Source organism: Halorubrum marinum, from assembly GCF_048381195.1.
Lineage (GTDB): Archaea > Halobacteriota > Halobacteria > Halobacteriales > Haloferacaceae > Halorubrum.
Genome location: NZ_JBLWMM010000006.1, coordinates 690,393 through 709,155, shown reverse-complemented (window position 1 = coordinate 709,155; position 18,763 = coordinate 690,393). Strand labels below are relative to the sequence as shown.

Sequence of the window (18,763 nt, the reverse complement as noted above, 5' to 3'; positions counted from 1 at the left end):
TACTGTGGCTGTGACGTTTTTATACACCCGAGAGAAACCCTCGGCTAACATGTCTGACGACATAGTGTTCGTCTGCACGGCGGACGACTGCAACGAGGGGCCCTGGGAGGGCTCTCACGACGCGATGGCGCACTGTTCTGAACACCCGGACCACGGCTACACCGGTCGCCCGCGTGCCGAGGTCAAAGAAGTCATTCCGGCGACGGCGACGCGGAAACGCGACAATCGCAACCTCCAGCACAAGGGTCACCCGAAGGGTGCACTCGCGCAGAACGACTGACTCCGAACGCGAGTCGGGGGATGACAGCGGCCCCCGCGTTCGCGATTGGAATCGGCTCCCCGTGATGGGTGCGACGGACCGTCACGACAGATAGACCGCCAGTCGACCTGCCCCGCTCTCTCGGCCGAAGCCGCCTCTTCGCCGTCGCGGTCACGGTCTACAGATAAGCAAGGCGAGCGCCTCGGGGTCACGCCCCGGGGCGGTTCACTGACCGCCCGCCGACCGTTCGCTGACCGACTCAGTTCGGTTCGTCCGGATCCTCGTCGAAGAGTCCGAGATCCTCGGCGACGAGATCGGCGAGCCGGTCTTTCAGCCCGGGATCGACCTCCGCGATCTCCGCTCCGCCGTGTTTCCCGTCGTTGTGTCGGGAGAGCGCGTCGGCCACGTCTGACAACGGCACACGGGTCTCCGTCTCGCACTCGGTGCAGACGATCGGCACGGACGGTTCATCGGTGGACATCGTCCGAACCCTCGCGGGTGGTCCGTATAGGCCTTCGGGAGCGGCGGAAGTGGGTATATAAGCCACTGGACGGCACGGAACCGCCACTGTCTATTGTCGCGGAGTGCTACCTCGAGGCATGCGCGTCCTCGTGACCGGAGCGGCCGGCGGGATCGGTGGTGGCGTCGCCCGAACGCTCGCGGCCGCCGGCCACGCGGTGATCGGCGTCGACGTCGACGAGGACGGTCTCGCCGCCCTCCCCGACGCGGTCGAGACCCACGCGATCGATCTCCGAGACGACGACGCCGTCGCGGCGCTCCTCGCGGGCCGTCCCCTCGATCGGGTCGTTTCCTGCGTCGGCGGCTACGCGATCGCCGCGATAGAGGACACGTCCGTCGAGTCGTTCCGCCGCCAGCTCGACACCAACCTGACCGCGGTCCACGCGGTCGTCCGCGCGACGCTCCCGACGCTCCGCGAGCGCGGCGGCCGGATCGTGGTCGTCGGCTCGATGCTCGGGAGCGTGTCGCTCCCCTACCACGGCGCCTACAGCGCGGCCAAGGCCGGTCTCAGGGGGTACGTCGACGCCCTTCGGAGGGAGACGGAGCCGCACGGCGCCGCAGTCTCGCTCGTCGAACCCGGACCGATCCGCACCGGATTCAACGAGCGGGCCGCCGCCGAGGCGTCCGCCCTCGCGGCACGCGACCCCGACGGCCCGTACGCGGCCGACTACCGGGCGTTCGACGGGTACGCCCCCGCCGCCAGCGACGTGGAGACCGTGGTGGAGCGCGTCGTCGAGGCGGTCACGACCGACCGTCCGCGGACGCGCTACCGCGTGAGCCGCCGCGCGAAGTGGCTACCGCGACTCGGCGCGGTGCTCCCCGACCGGCTGTACGACAGGCTGATCCGCGCCGGGCTCCCCGGACGGCTCCTCGGACGGCTGATCGACCGGTAGCGACGGTCGACCCGCGACGCGTTCACGTGTCTGAATCGCTTCGAGACGCGTCGTCCGACTCGGCAGAGAGCTTCCGGATGGTCTCGTGAATACCGAGGACGAGTGCCGGCACGACGATCATGAAGAGATGCTCCTCGATCGGGATCCCGAACAGGTCGTACCCGGTGCGCATCGTGATCTCGAAGACGCCGACCTCCAGCGTGTACCAGTCCCAGAGGTACGCGATCGGATACAGGGCGGCGATCGTCCGGGCCGCCTGACGGAGCGCGCCGGCGTAGCGGAGCAGGCCGAACGCGAGCGCACCGAAGACGACCTCGGTGGCGAGGTACGTGTACGGCCCTAAGAGGGTGATATCCGGCAGCGGGGTGCCGGACAGCGGCCGGAACCAGACGGCCACGAGCAAGAGGGCTAAGAAGACGTAGGCCCCGCGGATCAGCAGCATCGTCGCGACCGTCGGGCCCGCCCGACTGGCCACCAGCGCTATCGAGCCGAACGCGAGCGCCGCGGCCGGTGCCGACGGGGGAAACAGCCCGCCGACCGTCCCCCAGAGAACGCCGACGAGTCCGGCCATCAGCAGGGAGAACGCCAGCGTCCGGGCTCGCGGTCGGCCGAGCAGTACCGAGACGGTCCGCTTGTCGATCGACCGGTCGTACGCGTAGTCCTGTTCGTCGTCGATGATCTTCACCCCGGCGAGCGTCGCGAGGAAGACGAGCGCGAAGCCGAGTATCGTCGCGGTCACCTCGGCCGTCTGGACGTAGAACCCGCCGAGTAGCGCGAGCGCGATACCGGTCGGGTACCCCAGCGTCGTGGTGAGCGGATTCGTGTCGAGCTGCGGCGCGTGGAGGTACCCGATGAACCAGGTCGGAAGGGTGACGAGCGCGGCGCCGGGACCGACGAGCACACCGAGCGCGAGCGTGCAGGCGGCGAAGCCGACGCCGGCGGCGAGGAGGGAGAGGCGACAGCCGCGGACCGTCATCGGATGGTCGTCGTCCTCGCCGCGACGATAGAAATCGACGTAGCCGTCCTTCACGTGCGCCGTGTACACCGCGAAGAAGATCGCGGTCATATGAATCGCACCCACCGAGAGCGCGAACTCGCCGGCGACGGCCGCACCGAACCACGAGGCCACGAGCGGCGGCAACATGAACACCGGATGGACCTGCGAGAGCAGCGCCCGCAGGTCAGCCCGCAGTCCGCGTTCGTGCCGAGCGATTGCCATGCGTCACCAACGCGCTAATCACGATTAGTCTTGTTGGCGGTTTCACAGGTGCGGCGGCTCGACTCGTCGAGGCGACTCCGGCCCCGGAGACGCGGCGACGACTCGCAAACGCCTAAGTCCCGGCCGCCCAAGTCGACGTATGGTCGAGGCTCCACAGACCGAGGAGGGGTGGTTCGCGCTGCACGACTTCCGCAGTATCGACTGGGACGCGTGGCGCGAGGCGCCCGAACGAGAGCGACGTCGGGCGATCGAGGAGGGCGAGGCCTTCCTGAAACACCGCGAGCTGGTCGCCGACGCCGAGGAGGGAGACTCCGGGCTCTTCTCGGTGCTCGGTCACAAGGCCGACCTGCTGTTCGTCCACTTTCGGCCGACGCTCGACGACCTCTCCGCGATCGAGCGCCGGTTCGAAGACACCGCGCTCGCGGCGTTCACCGAGCGGACGACCTCGTACGTCTCCGTCACCGAGGTGTCCGGCTACGTCTCGGACGAGTACTTCGAGGACCCCGAATCAGTCGACACCGGACTCCGTCGCTACATCGAGGGGAAGCTGACGCCGGAGGTTCCGGACGACGAGTACGTCTGTTTCTACCCGATGAGCAAGCGGCGCGACGAGGAGTACAACTGGTACGACCTCGACTTCGAGGACCGCGCCGACCTCATGGCCGACCACGGCGAGGTCGGCAAGCGGTACGCCGGAAAGATCAAGCAGGTGATCGCCTCCTCCGTCGGTTTCGACAGCCACGAGTGGGGCGTCACCCTGTTCGGCTCGGACCCGACCGACATCAAGGATATCGTCTACGAGATGCGCTTTGATCCGGCCTCCTCGCGGTACGGAGAGTTCGGCGACTTCTATATCGGGCGGCGGTTCCCGCCCGTCGACCTCGGCGCGTACCTCGCGGGTGAAACGGTACCCACGGGCGACGCCGACGAGGAGGAAGCCCATCGCGAGGGCCACGGACACGCCCGCGGCGAGGAGAGCGGCTCCGCACACGGCGAGAGCGGCCATCACGGCGACGCTGGCCACGGCGGGCACGGCGAGGGCCACGACCACGCCAGCGCTGGCGGCGGCTCCGCCCACGGCGACCACCCGCACGGTGAGGGAGACGCCGCCGGCGAGGGCGACCATCCGCACTCGGGCGGCGGCGACGGCGGGGACGGCGAGGGGACCTCCGACGCGGACATCCGCGGCGAGCTGGCTGACCTAAACATCTACGCGGGCAAGCCGAGCGGCGAGGACGTGTACGCGACGGTGCTGTACAGCGAGGCCGACGTCGACGAGCTGTTCGACGAGGTCGAGGGGCTCCGCGGCAACTTCGACCACTACGGCACCCACGTAAAGACGGCCGTCTACGAGGGGCGCGTGACCGACCGCGCCGCGGTCGTCTCCATCTGGGACACGGCCTCCGCCGCGGAGACCGCCGCCGGATTCCTCTCGGAGCTGCCGGAAGTCGTCGCCCGCGCCGGCGAGGAGTCCGGGTTCGGCACGATGGGGATGTTCTACACGGTCAAGCCGGAGCATCAGGGAGACTTCACCGACACGTTCGACGGCGTCGAGGACCTGCTCTCCGACATGGAGGGCCACGTCGAGACCGATCTCATGTTGAACGTCGAAGACGAGAACGACATGTTCATCGCGAGCCAGTGGCACGCGAAGGAGGACGCCATGGCCTTCTTCGGCTCCGAGGAGTTCCGCGAGACGGTCCAGTGGGGCCGCGAGGTGCTCGCGGACCGGCCGCGACACGTCTTCTTGGCGTAGCGAGAGCCGCCCGCGATCGACCGCCTGTTTTTAACTATCGCCTCGGCGAACGGAGGGACATGTTCGACACGATCGTGGTCGCGACGGACGGCTCCGACAGCGTTCGGCGGGCCGTCGACGTCGCGGTCGACATCGCCGCCCGCTTCGACGCCGAGGTTCACGCCGTCTACGTCGTCGACAGCGGCGAGGTCGAGTCCACGCCCGACGAGGTGCGCGACGACCTCCGCGACGCGCTCGACGACCACAGTCGAGAGGCGCTCGATCAGGTGGCCGACGCGGCGACAGACCGCGACCCGGATATCGATGTCACGATCGAGGCGCGTGAGGGGCGACCGGCGACCGAGATATCCGAGTACGCGCGCGAGATCGACGCCGACGTCGTCACGATGGGGACCCGCGGGCGACACGGCGAGAACCGCTTTCTGATCGGGTCCGTCGCGGAGCGCGTCGTCCGCACGTGTCCGATTCCCGTCCTCACCGTCCGCCAACTCACCGACGAGGACCCGCGGCGAGTGACCATCTGAGAGGTCGGAGGCGATTGCGACGGCTGGGGCTGTGACGGTAGAGACCCCGGCGACGGGGGGCGCGGTTCACCGGAGAACGGCGGAGTTTTCCCCCTCCCGCCCGGCTCAACGGTATGGACGACGATCTCATCGACGAGGCGGGGATCTCCCGCTCGCGGTACACGAGACTGCCCGGAAAAGGGTTCTTCTACCCGGACTCGCTCGACGACGAGCGCGCCGAGCAGCGGGCGAAAGAGACGATCGAGGGGAGCGAGGCGATCGTGATCGCCGACGGCGACGCCGACGGGCTCGCCTGCGCCGCGATGGTCCGGGAGGCGTACGACGCCGCTCTCGACGCCGACGACTTCGAGGCGGCCATCGAGGCGCGGCTCGCGGACGTCGATAGCGACGACTCCGACGACTCCGACGACACCGACGACCCGACCGACGACGCACACACGCAGTCTCCCGTTGGACTGATCGCGGCCGGGCCGTACTCCATCGACACCTCGCTCGAACGCGTGCTCGCGTACGCGGACGACGACGTCGACCTGTTCGTCTGTGACCTGTGTCCGGACGACTACAAGTGGATCGCGGAGCCGCTCGAAGCCCTCGCGGAGTCGACCGCCGCGATCCGGTGGTTCGACCACCACCAGTGGGACGAGGAAACGGCGGCGGCCGTCCGCGACCTCGGCGTCGACCTCGTCGTCGGCGAGTCCGACGAGGAGTGTACCGCCGACGTGGCGCTCCGCTCCATCGACCACGCGTTCGACGATCGGTGGACGGAACTGGCGGCCGTCACCCGAGACCACGACCTCTGGATCAAGGAGGACCCGCGGTCGGACGACCTCGCCGACTACTCCTACTGGGCCGGCAGCGAGGAGTACACGACGATCGTCGGCGCGTACGGGGCCGACCTGCCGGAGACGGTCCAGGCGTACGTCGCGGACCGCCGCGTCGAGAAGGAGGCGCGGATCGACGCCGCCGTCGACCGCGCGGTCACTCACGAGGTCGCCGAGTGGACCGTCGGCGTGACGTACGGCCGGTGCTCGCAGAACGAGGTCGCCGAGCGACTCCGCGAGGCCGGTGCCGACGCGGCCGTGATCGTCAAGCCCGCCGGATCCGCGTCGATCCGCGGCTCGGAGGGGTTCCAGCACGCCCACGAGGTCGCCGGGAAGGTCAACGGCGGGGGACACCCGCAGGCGGCCGGCTGCAAGCCCGATATCTACGACGACATGCTCGACTACGCCCAGCACTGGACGACGGAGGGCCAGGCCTGCAAGCGGGTCATCCTCGCGGCGTTCGAGGCGGTCGCTGAGGAGGTCGCGAGAGCGAACGCGACACCGAGCGGGGACGTGGGCGCAGATGCGGACGCAGATGCAGACGCGAACGCTGACGCAGACGCAGATGCAGACGCGAACGCTGACGCAGACGCAGATGCAGACGCGAACGCTGACGCAGACGCAGATGCAGACGCAGACGCGAACGCAGACGCAGACGCAGACGCGAACGCTGACGACTGAGCCGGCAGGTGCCCCGCTCAGCGCTAGGGGCTGCCCGCGTCGACGCGACCGCGTCGAACCGTAGTTTCTTACTTACCGCCGTCGCTCGTTGACCCAATGCCGCAGATACTGGTGGCCGGGGAGACGCTCGTCGACTTCCTCCCGGGAGACGGAGCGACGCTGCACGACATCGAAGGGTTCTCGCACCGCCCCGGCGGCGCGCCGGCCAACGTCGCGGTCGGGCTCGCACGCCTCGGCGATCCGCCGGCGTTCTGGACCCGTCTCGCAGACGACCCGTTCGGCGACTACCTCTCTGAGACACTCGGGAGCGAGTCGATCCCGACGACACAGATCGAGCGCGTCGACGGAAACACGACGCTCGCGGTGGTGTCGCCGCCCGAGGCCGACGACCGTCGATTCCGGTTTTACGGCGCCGGTGACGTCACGTTCGGCTTCGAGGCAGCGTCGATCCCGACGGGCGCGCTCGCGTCCACCTCGTGGGTCCACCTCGGCGGTGTGGCGCTGACACATCCCCGCGGGCGGGAGTCGATGGTCGAGCTGGCGACCCGGGCCGGTGACCGCGGTTGTACCGTGTCGTTCGACGTGAACTACCGACCCGACCTCGTGGCGGACGAGGAGACGGAGGCCGTGCTCACGGCGCTTCGCGAGGTCGTCGAGGCGAGCGACGTGGTGTTCTGCAGCGAGGAGGAGGTCGCCGAGACCGGGCTCTCCTCGCGGTGGGGCGCGGGGCTGGCCCGCGACCTCTGTGCGCTCGGTCCGCACACGGCGGTCGTCACGCTCGGCGCGGACGGCGCCCTCGCCGCCAGCACGTCGGACGCGCCGTGGGGCGAGACGACCGCACGGCACGACGGCTTCACCGTGGAGAGCCGCGACACGACCGGCGCGGGTGACGCCTTCACCGCTGGACTGATCGCTCGGATTTCCGCGGGTCTCGCGGACGCAGTCGATCTCGACGACACGACTGACCTCGACGATGCGCTCGCGTTCGCCAACGCGACGGCTGCGCTCTCGGTGCAGGACGTCGGCGGAATGTCGGCGCTTCCGGATCGGGCGGCGGTCGAAGCGTTTCTGAAAACGGAAGGCGAGCGGTAGTCGTCCGCCCGCGGTCGCCGGTCTACGACGAGGACGGCGACATCTCGATGTTGAGGCTCTTCTGGATGATCTGCGTGAACGCCATCGAACACAGGAAGTACCAAACGATCCACATCTGGATCGGTCCGATGATCCCCGTGTCCCACGTGATAGTTCCGGCGAGCGGAACCACGAGCTCCTGTGCGGCGATTTCCGGGTACGCGGAGGTGGACCCGCGGTAGCCGATCACCCAGAACATCCACAGGAACGCCGGAATCGTGAGGAACATGATCCACACCATCGGGCGGAACTGCTCTTTGAACATCCCGAGCTGATCGCCCATCGCCTCCATCTGTTCCTCTTGGATCGCGTCGAGCGCCTCGTCGTCGTCCTGCTCTTTCGCCTGCTTGCGGCGCTCCTGGATGTCTTTCATCCGGTCTTGGTACATGCTCATCTTGTCCATGTCCATGAGACCGGCGCGAAGGAGCGTCGAATACAGACCCGTCGCGAGCGCGACCACCATGATCACGGCGTAGAACGGGACGACGTTAAGTAGCGGACCGAGAACGAGGTCTATCGCCCCGGCGATCGTGTTTCGCACCGGTGTGACGGCGTAGCCGACGAACGTCCCGAGTGTCGCCACCGCGGCGATCTTGTCCCACTTGGTCCACGTCGTCGTCTCCGGCGTCTCGAAGTCGCCGCCGCTCGTCAGATCGCCATCGTCATCGTCCGAGAGCCCGTCTTCGATCGCCTCGCGGTCGGCGATCGCGAAGCCGGCCTCTCCGTCGACGAGGATCTCCTTTTCGATGAGTCGGCCCCACTGACCGCTCGTGATCTCGTCGCGGACGTCGACCCACTGGACCTCGCCATCGGTGGCGCGGTCGAGGACGACTTCGAGGGCGCCCCGCATCTCGCCGTCCTCCCGGACGAGCGAGCGGACTCTCCGTTCGACCTTGCTCATTAGCGGACGGTTGGCAGCGAACGGTTAAGAACCTTGTAGAATCGGCGACGGCACGTCGCGGTGACTTCCCGCCGTTCGGCGCCGCGTTACGCCCCGCCGTTCGGCGCCGCGTTACGCCTCGACGACGTCGGAGATCCGGTCGAAGACCTCGTCGGGGGTCGACTCGCCGTCGACGGTGACGAGCGATCCCTCGTCACGGAAGTGCTCCACGACGGGCTCGGTGTTCTCGTAGAAGACCTCGAGCCGCTCGCGGGCGGTCTCCTCGGTGTCGTCGTCGCGCTGGATCAGTTCGCCGCCGCACTCGTCGCAGACGCCCGGCTCCTCGGGCGGCTGGAAGTCGACGTGGAAGTTCGCGCCGCAGTCGTCGCAGACTCGGCGGCCGGTAAGTCGGTCGATGAGCACCTCGTCGTCGACGTCGAGGAGGACGACGGCGTCGAGGTCGGTGATCTCCGACAGGTACTCGGCCTGTTCGAGGTTGCGCGGGTAGCCGTCGAGGACGAAGCCGTCGGCGTCGGCGAGCGCGGTCTTCACGATCTCGTTGACGACCGGGTCGGGCACGAGCTCGCCCGCTTCCATGAACGAGCGGGGAGTGCCGTACTCCGTCTCCATATCTTTGTTCGCGCGGAGCGCGTCGCCGGTGGTGACGTGCCCGATCCCGTACTCGTCGGCGAGCTTTGCGCTCTGCGTCCCCTTTCCGGCGCCCGGCGCCCCCAACAGTAAGATCCGATAACTCATATCGCAGCGGTCGCTCGCCGCACGTAAAGGCTTGAAGATCCCGGCCAACACTACGACCGCAACCGCAGCTACGCGTCGTTCGCGTCGCTGTCCGCGTCGCTTGCCGCCTCGTCGTCTGTCTCACCGTTCGCCTCGTCGTCCGTCTTCTCATCCTCGTTCAGTCGAAGCCCCATCTCCAGTTCGAAGCTCTCGGCGTTCGAGGTCTCGAAGCCGATCTTCTTGTACAGCGACACCGCGGCGCGGTTCCAGCGCTCGACCGTGAGCCACACGGTCGTAACGCCGTTGGCCTGTCCGTGGCCCAGAAGCCCGCGGATGAGATGCGTTCCGATACCCGCTCGCTGGTACGCTTGGTGGACGAAGATCGCCAGTTCGTAGGCGTCGCCGTCGGGCACGAGCGTCGCGTGACCGGCGGCCTCGTCGCCGCACCACGCGATCACGTTCAGACAGTCGCCCTCGAGGATCGCGTCGAGCCACTCGCGGATCCGCGACTCGCCGCCGGGCGGGATCCCCTGTGCGCGGTCGGCGGGATCGAACGCGTCGTACATTTCGACCAGCGACTCGTACCCCACTTCGGAGCCCTCATACGCCCGTATCTCGATCGACCGGTCCTCTCGGTCCGTGAACTCGATCGGCGGTGCAGGGAACTCGTCGGCGATCGCGTCGGGGTAGCGGCGGTCGCTCATCTGACCAGTGTGACCGAGGTTTTGGCGTTCAACAGGACGAACTCCGCGATCGATCCGATCGTGATCTTGCCCATCGGGCTCGTTTGACCGCCGCCGAGGACGATCTCGTCGAACCCCTCCGTCTCGGCGATCTCCACGAGCTGGCTTCCGGGATCGCCCCCGACTCGCCTGATGTCGGCGTCGATCTCCGCGTCGTTGACCGCCTCCCGAGCGCGTTCCATCACGTCGTCTGGGGTGACCGACGAGTCCTCGTTGTCGACCACCGCTATCGTCAGGTCGTCGTCCGCGGCCGCCGCGCGCTCGACGGTCCGATTGAGCGCACGGAACGAGTCGTCGCTGCCACCGATCCCGCAGAGCACCTTCATATCCGCACGTCCACACGCTGATACAAAAAGGGATCTCCGATCGCCGACGGCGACCCCGCTCGACCGCCGTCGGTTCGCTGCCGCGAGCAGCACCCCCACGGGATCGGACTCGGACGCACCGACAACCCTTTTGTCCGGTGGTTTGGTTTATAACAACATGAGCGACCACACCGATCCCGAGTCGGACCCGCCCGACGACGGATCGGACCCCTCCGACGAGCCAGCCGACGCCGACGAGCGAGCAGCGTCCGCCGCGGAGGCCGTCGACAGTGGCAGCGGCGCCGTCGACAGTGGCAGCGGCGCCGTCGACAGCGACGAGACCGCCAACGCGGTCGATCGCATTGAGACCAGCAACCGCGACGAGACTGGCGAGGACGCCACCGACGCCACCGACGCCACCGACGCCACCGACGTCCCCCCGGAAGTCCGCAAGTACGAGCGGTTCAAAAAGATGGACGGCGCCCGGTACGAGCGCGTCAACGAGTTCCTCCGCGACCGGACGTACATCACGGCCCGAGAGTGGGCGATAGCGCGCCTCTGTGCGGACTTCCGCACCGAAACCGGCGTCGAGATGACGAAGATCGGCGAGAACCTCCCCGAGCTGGTCCCGTTCATGACCGACACGTACACGCCGCAGGCGGTCAATCAGGCCCGCTACTCCTTCGAAGAGAAGGTGACGAAGGCGGGCGCGACGTTCCTCTACGGCGCGATGTCCGGCTTCTTCACGGCCGAGGACTTAGACGAGATGATGTACGAGGTCACGGAGGTCGCGAAGTTCCTCCTAGAGGTGGAGGGCGTCGACCTCGCGGTCGCCGACGAGCTGGAGGCGGAGGACAAAATCAGCGAGGTGATGCGCGAGGTTCGCGCCTCCTCCGCCGACCTCCGTGGCGAGGAGGTCCGCTGCCCCGAGTGCGGACACGTCCACGAACCGGCCGAGGACCAGTGAGGCGATAGCGATGAACCGATTTCCCTCGGCGCTTGACGGACTCCCGGACGCGGTCGTGATCGTCGACACAAACGGAGTCATCCGAGCCGGGAACGATCGCATTGAGCCGCTTCTGGGGTACTCGCCCGAGGAACTGGAAGGCGACGACATCGAGACGCTCCTCTACGACCCGGACGACGGCGCCGCCGGCGCGGAGCTACATCGGTACGTCGCCGACCCCGAGCCCCGCTCGATGGCGGCGAGCATCGATCTCGCGGTGCGCCGGAAGGATGGCACCGAACTCCCCGTAACCGTCAGCCTCGGTCCGTTCGAGCAGGACGGCGAGGCGCATCTGGTCGTGACGATCGTCGACGTCGAGGCGGCGCGCGCGGAGCAGGCTAAGCTCCACCGTCGCACCGAGACGTTGGAAGCGCTTCACGAGGCGACACAGGACCTGCTGAAGACGACCGATCGGGAGGTCGCTGCACGGGCGGCCGTCGAGTACATCGAGGACGTACTGGGACACCCGATCGCCGCGGTCTGGCTGTACGACGAGTCGGCGGCACGGCTTGAACCCGTCGTCTGGACGGACCCCGCAGACGACCTGATCGGCGACCACCCCACGTTTCCGGCCAGCGAGCAGAGCATCTCGTGGACGGTGTTCGAGTCTGGCGAGCCGGAGTACGTCGCCGACACGCGTGAGGATCCCGACCGATACAACCCGAACTCGCCGATCCGCAGCGAACTCATCCTCCCGCTCGGGCGCTACGGGGTCATCAACGTCGGCGCGGCGGAGCCGAACGCGTTCGACGACTCCGACCTCGCGATCGCCCGACTCTGGGCGGCGACGGTGACGATGGTGCTCGTGCGGATCGAGAGAGAACGACAGCTCCGGGAGCGGGAGTCTGATATCGCCCGAGAACGCGATCGGCTGGAGGAGTTCGCGAGTCTCGTCTCGCACGACCTCCGAAACCCGTTGAACGTCGCGGCGGGCAACCTCGAACTACTGCGCGAGCGGCTCGACGTCGAACGCCGAGAGCAGTCCGAGCTCGACGCGGTCTCGCGGTCGCTCGACCGGATGCACGCGCTCATCGACGACATGCTGACGCTCGCGAAGCAGGGGTCCGCGATCGACGAAACCGAACCGGTGTCGCTCGCCGCCCTGGCCGAGGAGTGCTGGGAGAACGTCGACACCGCGGACGCGACGTTCGCCGCCGTCGATGACGTCCGAATCCGGGCCGACCGCAGCCGGCTACGACAGGCCCTCGAGAACCTCTTCGCCAACGCGGTCGCCCACGGGGGTACGGATGTCCGCGTCGAGGTCGGCGCGCTCGACGACGGAACCGGGTTCTACGTCGCAGACGACGGCCCGGGGATCTCCGCCGACCTCCGCGATGACGTGTTCGACGCCGGAATGTCGACAGAGCCCGACGGCACGGGGTTCGGCCTGAAAATTGTCGCCGAGGTTGCCGACGCGCACGGGTGGGAGCTCTCCGTGACCGACGCCGACGGCGGCGGCGCGCGCTTCGAGTTCCGCGGCGTCGACCCTGCGGGCGTCGCAGACTGAGAAGGCGTCGGAGTCGGATCGGCCACCGAGAGAGTCGCGTCTCAGATCGGCTCGAACGACGGGAGGTGCCGCGTCGAGAGCCCGTCCCCGTCGACCACGATGTCGACGTTCGGCTCGCGGTCGGCGCTCGGCAGTCCGACCTCGATCCGTCCCAGACTGGTCACGCCGTTGGTCTCCGAGCTCGCGGTGATCCGATAGCCGCCGCGGACGGCGGTGATCGCACGGAGCTCGACCGCCGACCGCGGCTCGGCGGTCACCGTCGGTTCGGCGACGAGCGCGTCGCCTTCCGTCGCAGCCGCGTCACCGTCGCGAGCGTCGACGCGCAGTTCGCCGTCGTTCGAGTCGGCGCCCAGTTCGTCCTCGCCCGCCTCGATCGCGTCGGTTCGCCGGACCACCCGAACCGCGACCTCGCGTGGTTCGTCCGTGACGTTGAGTAGCCGGACGCCGAGCGGCGGCGACGCCGTCTCGTCGGGCGCACGATCTCTCTCGTCGCCTTCGATCGATCGGCGTGTGGTATCCATCCGAAGCGTTCGATCGGGCGTGACGAGGTACGGGACGGGCGCCGAGGACAGCTCGCCGACCGACCGATTGCCGTCCGAATCGGTGTCGTACAGGGTACCGGCGTGCTGAGCGGTCGCGTAGTGCTCGTCGCCAGCCGCGTGGTCGAACGTCGCGACTGCGTCGACGGACACGTCTGTAGCGCCGCGCTCGACGTGGTGATTGTGGACCCGGACCGCCTCGTAGTCGGCGACGTACGCCGCGACCGCGTCCGGGGTGAGCTCCGTCGGCCGCGGCGGTGGATCGCGAGTCGCGGGCGACTCGTCGCCGCCAGCGAGGTCGGCACAGCCCGCGATCCCACCGGTTCCGCCGACGACGGCGGCGGCTGCGACGGTGTCCGCGAGGAACGCGCGTCTCTCCATATCGCCCGGTTCGAGCCGCCCCGTCATAACGTCGGTGAAAGAACAAGTACGCGCTTGTGTGTCTCGACGGGCTGCGACGGCCATCGAAAGAGTGGTACAGCGTCAGTCGTCGGCCACGGCGTCGCCGCGTCCGCCCCCTCCGCCGCTTCCGCCGTCCCCGCTACCCCCGCCCAGCTCGTCCCGCGTGCCGCCGTACCCGGGGACGGTCCCGTCGTCGTTCCAGCCGCGGAGCGCGTAGTACTCGGAGAGCCCCTCGTCGAAGCCGTCGATCGCGTCCGCGTAGGGGAGCGTGTCGTCCGCGCGATCGAAGCCGCGGGCGTTGTTGAACGCGCGCTCTAACTCGACGACTCGAGCCCCGAGACCGAGCAGGTCGTCGTAGTCGGCGCCCAAGAGGGCCCCGAGCCGGTCGTCGGTGACGACGCCCCGCGAGAACTTACAGATCACCGCCGAGTCGAGCACGGCGTTGCGGTTCTCCTTCGCGACGAGCTTCGGCGGCTTCCCGTCCAGTCCGGTCGGATCGAGCGCCTCGTCCTTGTCGACGAGCGGGTACTCGTAGGGGTAGAACTCCCCGTACATGTGGTCAGCGCCGCGGTTGGATGTCGCGAAGCCGAGCCCCTGCCCGTTCAGCGTCCGGCCGTCGTGTCCCGAGAAAGCCATCCCCTTCACGGTCCAGTCGTCGGCACCGAACTCCTCGTGGGCGCGGTGGATCCCCTCGGCGAGCTTGTCGCCGACGGCCTCGCGGTACGCGATCTGCTCGACGAGCGACCTGACGAGCGACGCGTTGCCGAACTCCGCTTCGCTCTCCAAGAACATCGAGACGACGTCGCCGCAGGAGATGGTGTCCATCCCGAGCTCGTCGCACAGCTCGTTCGCCCGCATCACGTCGACCACGTCGTCGACGCCGGCGTTCGAGCCGAACGCCATCACGGTCTCGAACTCCGGCCCCTCGGTCTCGACGCCGGTCGCCTCGTCGCGGGTCGGAAGCTTGCAGGCGAACGCGCAGCTGGAGCAGGTGCCTTTCTTGTACTTTTTCTCCTCGACGCGGTCCCCGGAGATCCCCGCCGCTCCCTCGAAGGACGTCTCGGAGAAGTAGTACGACGGGAGCGCGTCGACCTCGTTGGCGAGTTCGGTCACGCTCGCGGTCCCCTGCCGTTTCATGATCGAGTCGGAAGTGGCGGCCTCGCGGTGGACCTCCCCGGCGTCGTCGGGCCAGTCGATGTCGATCTCGGCGTCCGCATCGCCGTCGAACGTGAGCGCCTTCACGCCCTTCCCGCCGAGGACGGCCCCGAGCCCGCCGCGGCCGAACGCCCGCGTGTCCGAGGTCATGATCGACGCGAACCGGACCTCGTTCTCTCCGGCGGGACCGACGCAGGCGACGTGTTCGGGACCGAGGTCGTGGCTCTCCGCGAATCGGGCGGAGACGGCGGAGGTCTCGGCTTCGACGAGGTCAGGCACTTCCTCGAACGCGACGTTCGGCTCCCCGTCGTCGCCGACTTCGCGGACGTGAACCGCGAGCGGCTCGTCGCTCTCGCCGACGAGTTCGACGGCGGCGTAGCCCGCCCCGGTGAAGTTCCGCGAGAGGAACCCGCCGGCGTTCGACGAGAGCAGCCCGTTCGTCAGCGGCGAGAGCGCGGTCGCCGACATCCGTCCCGTGTACGAGGTGGTCGAGTACTGCATCGGCCCGGTCGAGAAGTAGAGCCGGTTTTCGGGGCCGAGCGGGTCGGCGTCGAACGGAATCCGATCGTACGCCAGCGACGTGTTGAGCCCGCGACCCCCGACGAACGCGGCGAGCCGGTCGTCTATCGGCTCCGTAGTGGCGGTTCGATCCGTCAGATCGATGGTGAGGAGCGGTCCCTGCGCGTGTCTCATACGGGTACCCAGCGGCGGAACGGCGATAAATCTCCGGGTGACGGTAGCACGCGTCGAGGGACAGGGCGGGCTGGACGCAATGACCCGGCCCGAAACCGCCCGTCAGCGTTCGAGCGCGTGATGCGTCACCGCATCGACGCCCTCGGCAGTCGTGTCGATCGTCGCGACGCGGAAGCGGTCGTCCGCGCCCTCGACCGGAATCGGGAGCCCACCGGGGTTCACGCGGACGGTTCCGTCGCGCGCTTCGGCGGCGTGTGCGTGCGTGTGGCCGTGGAGCACGTAATCGCAGTCGCCGCAGTCGACGAGCGCGTCGACGACGACCCCGCTGGTCCCGTGGGTGACGGCGACCTCGCGGCCGTCGAACGCGAGGGTCGCCGCCTCGCCGTGGTAGGTTCCGAACGACTCGACGGCCGACTGGACCGCCCACTCGCCGTCGTTGTTGCCGCGGACGGCGTGGAAGTCGACGCCGTCGGCGGCGGAAGCGGTGTCGTCGTCGGAACTATCTCTTTCGACGAGCGAGGCGAACGGCGTCACTGAAAAGGGCGCCACGAAGTCGCCGCAGTGGACGACCGCGTCGACCCTTTCGCGCTCGAACAGCGCGACGGCCGCCTCGACGGCGGCCGCGTCGTCGTGCGTGTCAGAGATGATGCCGATCAGCATGGATCGCCCAGGGCGTCGCGATCACTTAAATACGCACCGTCACGAACGCCCATGAATCGACGAACGCGGTACCGCGGATCGCGACACCTGAGTATATATACGCTTTCGCCACGGAGGCGGGTTCTCAGGGTCCGCGTATCCGGTTCCCCTTTTAAACACGTCCGGCGACGAGTGGCGGTCGTAATGAACAAGCAGAACGGATCCGGACGACGAACGGCGTCAAGACGAGCGTTTCTCTCCGCGGCCGCGGCCGTCGGAACCGCCGGGATCGCGGGCTGTACCGGCCCGCAGGTGAGCGGCCGAGGGGGGGCGGAAGCCGCCGCGACCGGTGACGGCGTCACGGAGCAGGTGGACGACTGGTCCGGAAGCGACGCGACCGACGTGGAGACCGATTACCCGTACACCTCGGCACCGACGACGATCGATCTCGACGAGACCGACGGCGCGGTGACGCTCTCGACGGAGGCCTGTCGACACCAGTTACTCGGCGACGACGCTCGGGGTGGACCGTGGGAGCTGCCGGAGGTGTGGGGGTGGAAGACCGCCGAGACCGAGCCGAGCGTCCCGGGTCCGGTGCTCCGGGTCACCGAAGGAACGGATCTCGAACTCACGTACGACAACACCGAGCACAACCGACCGCACACGTTCCACGTGCACGCGCTCCGGAAGAGCTGGATGGACGACGGCGCGCCGACGACGACGGGGATGCAGGTCGCCCCGGGCGAGTCGCACACCTACGAGATCGAGGCGAACGTCCCGGGGACCCACCTCTACCACTGCCACTTCCAGACGCAGAACCACCTCGATCTCGGGATGTACGGGATCCTCCGCGTCGACCCGGTCGACTACGAGCCCCCGGACAAGGAGTTCTTCATGACCGTGAAAGACTGGGACACGCGCCTCTCGGCGTCGACGGCGGGCGGCGACGTGTCGTTCGGCCACCGCGACCGCAACCCCGACGCGTTCACGGTGAACGGTCGGTCGGCCCCGTACAGCCTACATCCCGAAGAGGGCTCACCGATGATCGTAGAGGAGGGGGACCGCGTCCGGATCCACCTCACCAACAACGGGTACGAGGCTCACTCGATGCACACCCACAACCACCGGTTCGAGGTCGTCGAGAAGGACGGGAGCGTCATCCCGGAGGCCGCCCGATACAAGGAGGACGTGGTGCCGATCTCGCCGGCGGAGCGCAAGACGATCGAGTTCACCGCCGACGCGGATCCGGGTATCTACGCGGTCCACTGTCACAAGGTGAACCACGTGATGAACGGCGAGTCGTATCCCGGCGGGATGCTCACGGGAATCGTCTACGAGGACGCCCTCGACTCGGAGCAGTTCGCCTCGCTGATGGACCTGGCCGGCTACGACGCATAAAAACCGTTAGTTCGGTGGATCGAACCGTGCGATCCACCAGATATTCGGCCCGGGGCCGGTTGGCGTCTGTATCTGTTCGGGCATCAGTTCGGGGTCTAATTCACCGCGCCGGTTTGCAACACGCTCCGACGCGACACCGCGTCGAGTCGTTCGCTTTTGTTGGTCATGTTTGTCTCTCGTTTTCGTGCCTCTGAGCGCCGAGCGAGATGCTCTGTACGCCGTATTTATGGCACGCGTTCGCGGCCTGGTCCGAGATGAACTCGTACTCGGTGTTCTCTCTGACCGCTTTCATCTCGAATCCGGCTCGTTCGATCATCCTGGTGTATCCGTCGACCTGTTCGGCGCCGCCGATACAGGCGGCCCAGAGGTCCGCGTCGTTCTTGATGCCCTCCGGCAGCTGTCGTTCGCTGACGATGTCCGCGAGCGCCAACCGCCCGCCGGGTTTGAGCACTCGATTCGCTTCCTCGAAGACTCGGTCCTTTTGCGCGGAGAGGTTGACCACGCCGTTCGAGATCACCGCATCGAACGATCCGTCCTCGAACGGGAGGTCCTCGATGAAGCCGTGTCGGAACGTGACGTTATGGAAGCCGTTGTCCGCCGCGAGGTTGCGAGCCTTCTCGACCTGCTCGTCGGTCATGTCGATCCCCGTTACGGTACCGGTCTCAGTGACGTACGATCCGGCGACGAAGGCGTCCATTCCCGACCCGCTACCGAGGTCGAGCACCGCCTCGCCCGGCTTGAGTTCGGCCAGGTCGAAGTAGTAGCCGACGCCCGCGAACGAGTCGATCGCGGCGTCGGGAACGTACGTGAGCTCGTCGGGGCCGTAGCCGAGCCGGTCGGCGAGGTCGCGGCCCGTCTCGAAGTGAAAGTCCGCGTCGGCCGATTCTGCGACGCCCCGGTACATCGATTTGACCTCGCGTTCGAGTTTGTCCGTGTCGAGTGATTCGCTCATTCGAGG

At 67.9% G+C, this 18,763-nt stretch carries 19 protein-coding genes; 9 read left to right on the top strand and 10 right to left on the bottom strand.

What is annotated here, in order from left to right; genetic code table 11:
* Positions 1–49 precede the first annotated feature (49 nt).
* The gene (locus ACNSN4_RS12980) at positions 50–280 is read left to right on the top strand and encodes a hypothetical protein (RefSeq protein WP_418286240.1); all 231 of its coding nucleotides are present in this window, start codon (positions 50–52) and stop codon (positions 278–280) included.
* 238 nt (positions 281–518) lie between these two features.
* On the opposite strand, the gene ACNSN4_RS12975 is transcribed toward ACNSN4_RS12980, so the two are convergent.
* On the bottom strand, positions 519–740 hold the full coding sequence (locus ACNSN4_RS12975; RefSeq protein WP_418286239.1) for a DUF8149 family protein: 222 nt from the start codon (positions 738–740) through the stop codon (positions 519–521).
* A gap of 118 nt (positions 741–858) precedes the next feature.
* Between ACNSN4_RS12975 and ACNSN4_RS12970 the strand changes: the two genes are divergently transcribed.
* Positions 859–1,671, top strand: coding sequence for an SDR family NAD(P)-dependent oxidoreductase (locus ACNSN4_RS12970; RefSeq protein ID WP_418286238.1), 813 nt, complete (start codon positions 859–861; stop codon positions 1,669–1,671).
* A gap of 22 nt (positions 1,672–1,693) precedes the next feature.
* On the opposite strand, the gene ACNSN4_RS12965 is transcribed toward ACNSN4_RS12970, so the two are convergent.
* Positions 1,694–2,890: a lycopene cyclase domain-containing protein gene (locus ACNSN4_RS12965; protein WP_418286237.1), complete on the bottom strand. Its 1,197-nt coding sequence runs from the start codon at positions 2,888–2,890 to the stop codon at positions 1,694–1,696.
* A 139-nt stretch (positions 2,891–3,029) separates the two neighbouring features.
* On the opposite strand from ACNSN4_RS12965, the gene ACNSN4_RS12960 reads away from it, so the two are divergent.
* The 4 genes from ACNSN4_RS12960 to ACNSN4_RS12945 all read left to right on the top strand — a co-directional run bounded on the left by ACNSN4_RS12960 (position 3,030) and on the right by ACNSN4_RS12945 (position 7,764).
* Positions 3,030–4,646, top strand: a complete 1,617-nt coding sequence (locus ACNSN4_RS12960; protein WP_418286236.1) for a heme-binding protein — start codon at positions 3,030–3,032, stop codon at positions 4,644–4,646.
* 59 nt (positions 4,647–4,705) lie between these two features.
* On the top strand, positions 4,706–5,170 hold the full coding sequence (locus ACNSN4_RS12955) for a universal stress protein (protein WP_418286235.1): 465 nt from the start codon (positions 4,706–4,708) through the stop codon (positions 5,168–5,170).
* Positions 5,171–5,283: 113 nt separating this feature from the next.
* On the top strand, positions 5,284–6,672 hold the full coding sequence (locus tag ACNSN4_RS12950) for a DHH family phosphoesterase (protein WP_418286234.1): 1,389 nt from the start codon (positions 5,284–5,286) through the stop codon (positions 6,670–6,672).
* A gap of 96 nt (positions 6,673–6,768) precedes the next feature.
* Positions 6,769–7,764 (top strand): carbohydrate kinase family protein, encoded by a 996-nt coding sequence (locus ACNSN4_RS12945; RefSeq protein ID WP_418286233.1) that lies wholly within the window; start codon positions 6,769–6,771, stop codon positions 7,762–7,764.
* 22 nt (positions 7,765–7,786) lie between these two features.
* Here ACNSN4_RS12945 and ACNSN4_RS12940 read toward each other — a convergent pair whose 3' ends face one another.
* The 4 genes from ACNSN4_RS12940 to ACNSN4_RS12925 form a co-directional block, all read right to left on the bottom strand.
* The gene (locus ACNSN4_RS12940; protein WP_418286232.1) at positions 7,787–8,704 is read right to left on the bottom strand and encodes a DUF106 domain-containing protein; all 918 of its coding nucleotides are present in this window, start codon (positions 8,702–8,704) and stop codon (positions 7,787–7,789) included.
* A 111-nt stretch (positions 8,705–8,815) separates the two neighbouring features.
* A complete protein-coding gene (locus tag ACNSN4_RS12935) occupies positions 8,816–9,439 on the bottom strand; it encodes an adenylate kinase (protein WP_418286231.1) in 624 nt (207 codons plus the stop codon).
* A gap of 68 nt (positions 9,440–9,507) precedes the next feature.
* On the bottom strand, positions 9,508–10,122 hold the full coding sequence (locus ACNSN4_RS12930) for a GNAT family N-acetyltransferase (RefSeq protein WP_418286230.1): 615 nt from the start codon (positions 10,120–10,122) through the stop codon (positions 9,508–9,510).
* Complete coding sequence (locus ACNSN4_RS12925; RefSeq protein ID WP_418286229.1) at positions 10,119–10,487, bottom strand: universal stress protein; 369 nt, start codon at positions 10,485–10,487, stop codon at positions 10,119–10,121. Before ACNSN4_RS12925 ends, ACNSN4_RS12930 begins: the two co-directional genes overlap by 4 nt.
* Positions 10,488–10,644: 157 nt before the next feature.
* Between ACNSN4_RS12925 and ACNSN4_RS12920 the strand changes: the two genes are divergently transcribed.
* Together ACNSN4_RS12920 and ACNSN4_RS12915 are read left to right on the top strand one after the other, a co-directional pair.
* Complete coding sequence (locus tag ACNSN4_RS12920; protein ID WP_418286228.1) at positions 10,645–11,433, top strand: DUF5806 family protein; 789 nt, start codon at positions 10,645–10,647, stop codon at positions 11,431–11,433.
* A gap of 10 nt (positions 11,434–11,443) precedes the next feature.
* Entirely contained in the window at positions 11,444–12,979 is a 1,536-nt protein-coding gene (locus ACNSN4_RS12915; protein WP_418286227.1) for an ATP-binding protein, read from the top strand.
* A gap of 41 nt (positions 12,980–13,020) precedes the next feature.
* On the opposite strand, the gene ACNSN4_RS12910 is transcribed toward ACNSN4_RS12915, so the two are convergent.
* The 3 genes from ACNSN4_RS12910 to ACNSN4_RS12900 all read right to left on the bottom strand — a co-directional run bounded on the left by ACNSN4_RS12910 (position 13,021) and on the right by ACNSN4_RS12900 (position 16,428).
* Positions 13,021–13,899 carry a hypothetical protein gene (locus ACNSN4_RS12910; RefSeq protein ID WP_418286226.1) on the bottom strand — a complete coding sequence of 293 codons (879 nt, stop codon included), beginning with the start codon at positions 13,897–13,899 and terminating at the stop codon, positions 13,021–13,023.
* A gap of 102 nt (positions 13,900–14,001) precedes the next feature.
* On the bottom strand, positions 14,002–15,768 hold the full coding sequence (locus tag ACNSN4_RS12905; RefSeq protein ID WP_418286225.1) for an aldehyde ferredoxin oxidoreductase family protein: 1,767 nt from the start codon (positions 15,766–15,768) through the stop codon (positions 14,002–14,004).
* 102 nt (positions 15,769–15,870) lie between these two features.
* Positions 15,871–16,428 (bottom strand): metallophosphoesterase, encoded by a 558-nt coding sequence (locus ACNSN4_RS12900; protein ID WP_418286224.1) that lies wholly within the window; start codon positions 16,426–16,428, stop codon positions 15,871–15,873.
* A gap of 183 nt (positions 16,429–16,611) precedes the next feature.
* On the opposite strand from ACNSN4_RS12900, the gene ACNSN4_RS12895 reads away from it, so the two are divergent.
* Positions 16,612–17,805 (top strand): multicopper oxidase domain-containing protein, encoded by a 1,194-nt coding sequence (locus ACNSN4_RS12895; protein ID WP_418286223.1) that lies wholly within the window; start codon positions 16,612–16,614, stop codon positions 17,803–17,805.
* Between the two features lie 163 nt (positions 17,806–17,968).
* Here ACNSN4_RS12895 and ACNSN4_RS12890 read toward each other — a convergent pair whose 3' ends face one another.
* Positions 17,969–18,757, bottom strand: coding sequence for a methyltransferase domain-containing protein (locus tag ACNSN4_RS12890; RefSeq protein WP_418286222.1), 789 nt, complete (start codon positions 18,755–18,757; stop codon positions 17,969–17,971).
* Positions 18,758–18,763 lie beyond the last annotated feature (6 nt).

Excerpts from the sequence above, each read along its gene's own strand:
- ACNSN4_RS12965 (WP_418286237.1), bottom strand. The coding sequence starts at position 2,890 with ATGGCAATCGCTCGGCACGAACGCGGACTGCGGGCTGACCTGCGGGCG.
- ACNSN4_RS12910 (WP_418286226.1), bottom strand. The coding sequence starts at position 13,899 with ATGGAGAGACGCGCGTTCCTCGCGGACACCGTCGCAGCCGCCGCCGTC.
- ACNSN4_RS12955 (WP_418286235.1), top strand. The coding sequence starts at position 4,706 with ATGTTCGACACGATCGTGGTCGCGACGGACGGCTCCGACAGCGTTCGG.
- ACNSN4_RS12900 (WP_418286224.1), bottom strand. The coding sequence starts at position 16,428 with ATGCTGATCGGCATCATCTCTGACACGCACGACGACGCGGCCGCCGTC.
- ACNSN4_RS12935 (WP_418286231.1), bottom strand. The coding sequence starts at position 9,439 with ATGAGTTATCGGATCTTACTGTTGGGGGCGCCGGGCGCCGGAAAGGGG.
- ACNSN4_RS12925 (WP_418286229.1), bottom strand. The coding sequence starts at position 10,487 with ATGAAGGTGCTCTGCGGGATCGGTGGCAGCGACGACTCGTTCCGTGCG.
- ACNSN4_RS12975 (WP_418286239.1), bottom strand. The coding sequence starts at position 740 with ATGTCCACCGATGAACCGTCCGTGCCGATCGTCTGCACCGAGTGCGAG.
- ACNSN4_RS12960 (WP_418286236.1), top strand. The coding sequence starts at position 3,030 with ATGGTCGAGGCTCCACAGACCGAGGAGGGGTGGTTCGCGCTGCACGAC.
- ACNSN4_RS12950 (WP_418286234.1), top strand. The coding sequence starts at position 5,284 with ATGGACGACGATCTCATCGACGAGGCGGGGATCTCCCGCTCGCGGTAC.
- ACNSN4_RS12940 (WP_418286232.1), bottom strand. The coding sequence starts at position 8,704 with ATGAGCAAGGTCGAACGGAGAGTCCGCTCGCTCGTCCGGGAGGACGGC.
- ACNSN4_RS12930 (WP_418286230.1), bottom strand. The coding sequence starts at position 10,122 with ATGAGCGACCGCCGCTACCCCGACGCGATCGCCGACGAGTTCCCTGCA.
- ACNSN4_RS12905 (WP_418286225.1), bottom strand. The coding sequence starts at position 15,768 with ATGAGACACGCGCAGGGACCGCTCCTCACCATCGATCTGACGGATCGA.
- ACNSN4_RS12970 (WP_418286238.1), top strand. The coding sequence starts at position 859 with ATGCGCGTCCTCGTGACCGGAGCGGCCGGCGGGATCGGTGGTGGCGTC.
- ACNSN4_RS12980 (WP_418286240.1), top strand. The coding sequence starts at position 50 with ATGTCTGACGACATAGTGTTCGTCTGCACGGCGGACGACTGCAACGAG.
- ACNSN4_RS12945 (WP_418286233.1), top strand. The coding sequence starts at position 6,769 with ATGCCGCAGATACTGGTGGCCGGGGAGACGCTCGTCGACTTCCTCCCG.
- ACNSN4_RS12895 (WP_418286223.1), top strand. The coding sequence starts at position 16,612 with ATGAACAAGCAGAACGGATCCGGACGACGAACGGCGTCAAGACGAGCG.
- ACNSN4_RS12915 (WP_418286227.1), top strand. The coding sequence starts at position 11,444 with ATGAACCGATTTCCCTCGGCGCTTGACGGACTCCCGGACGCGGTCGTG.
- ACNSN4_RS12920 (WP_418286228.1), top strand. The coding sequence starts at position 10,645 with ATGAGCGACCACACCGATCCCGAGTCGGACCCGCCCGACGACGGATCG.
- ACNSN4_RS12890 (WP_418286222.1), bottom strand. The coding sequence starts at position 18,757 with ATGAGCGAATCACTCGACACGGACAAACTCGAACGCGAGGTCAAATCG.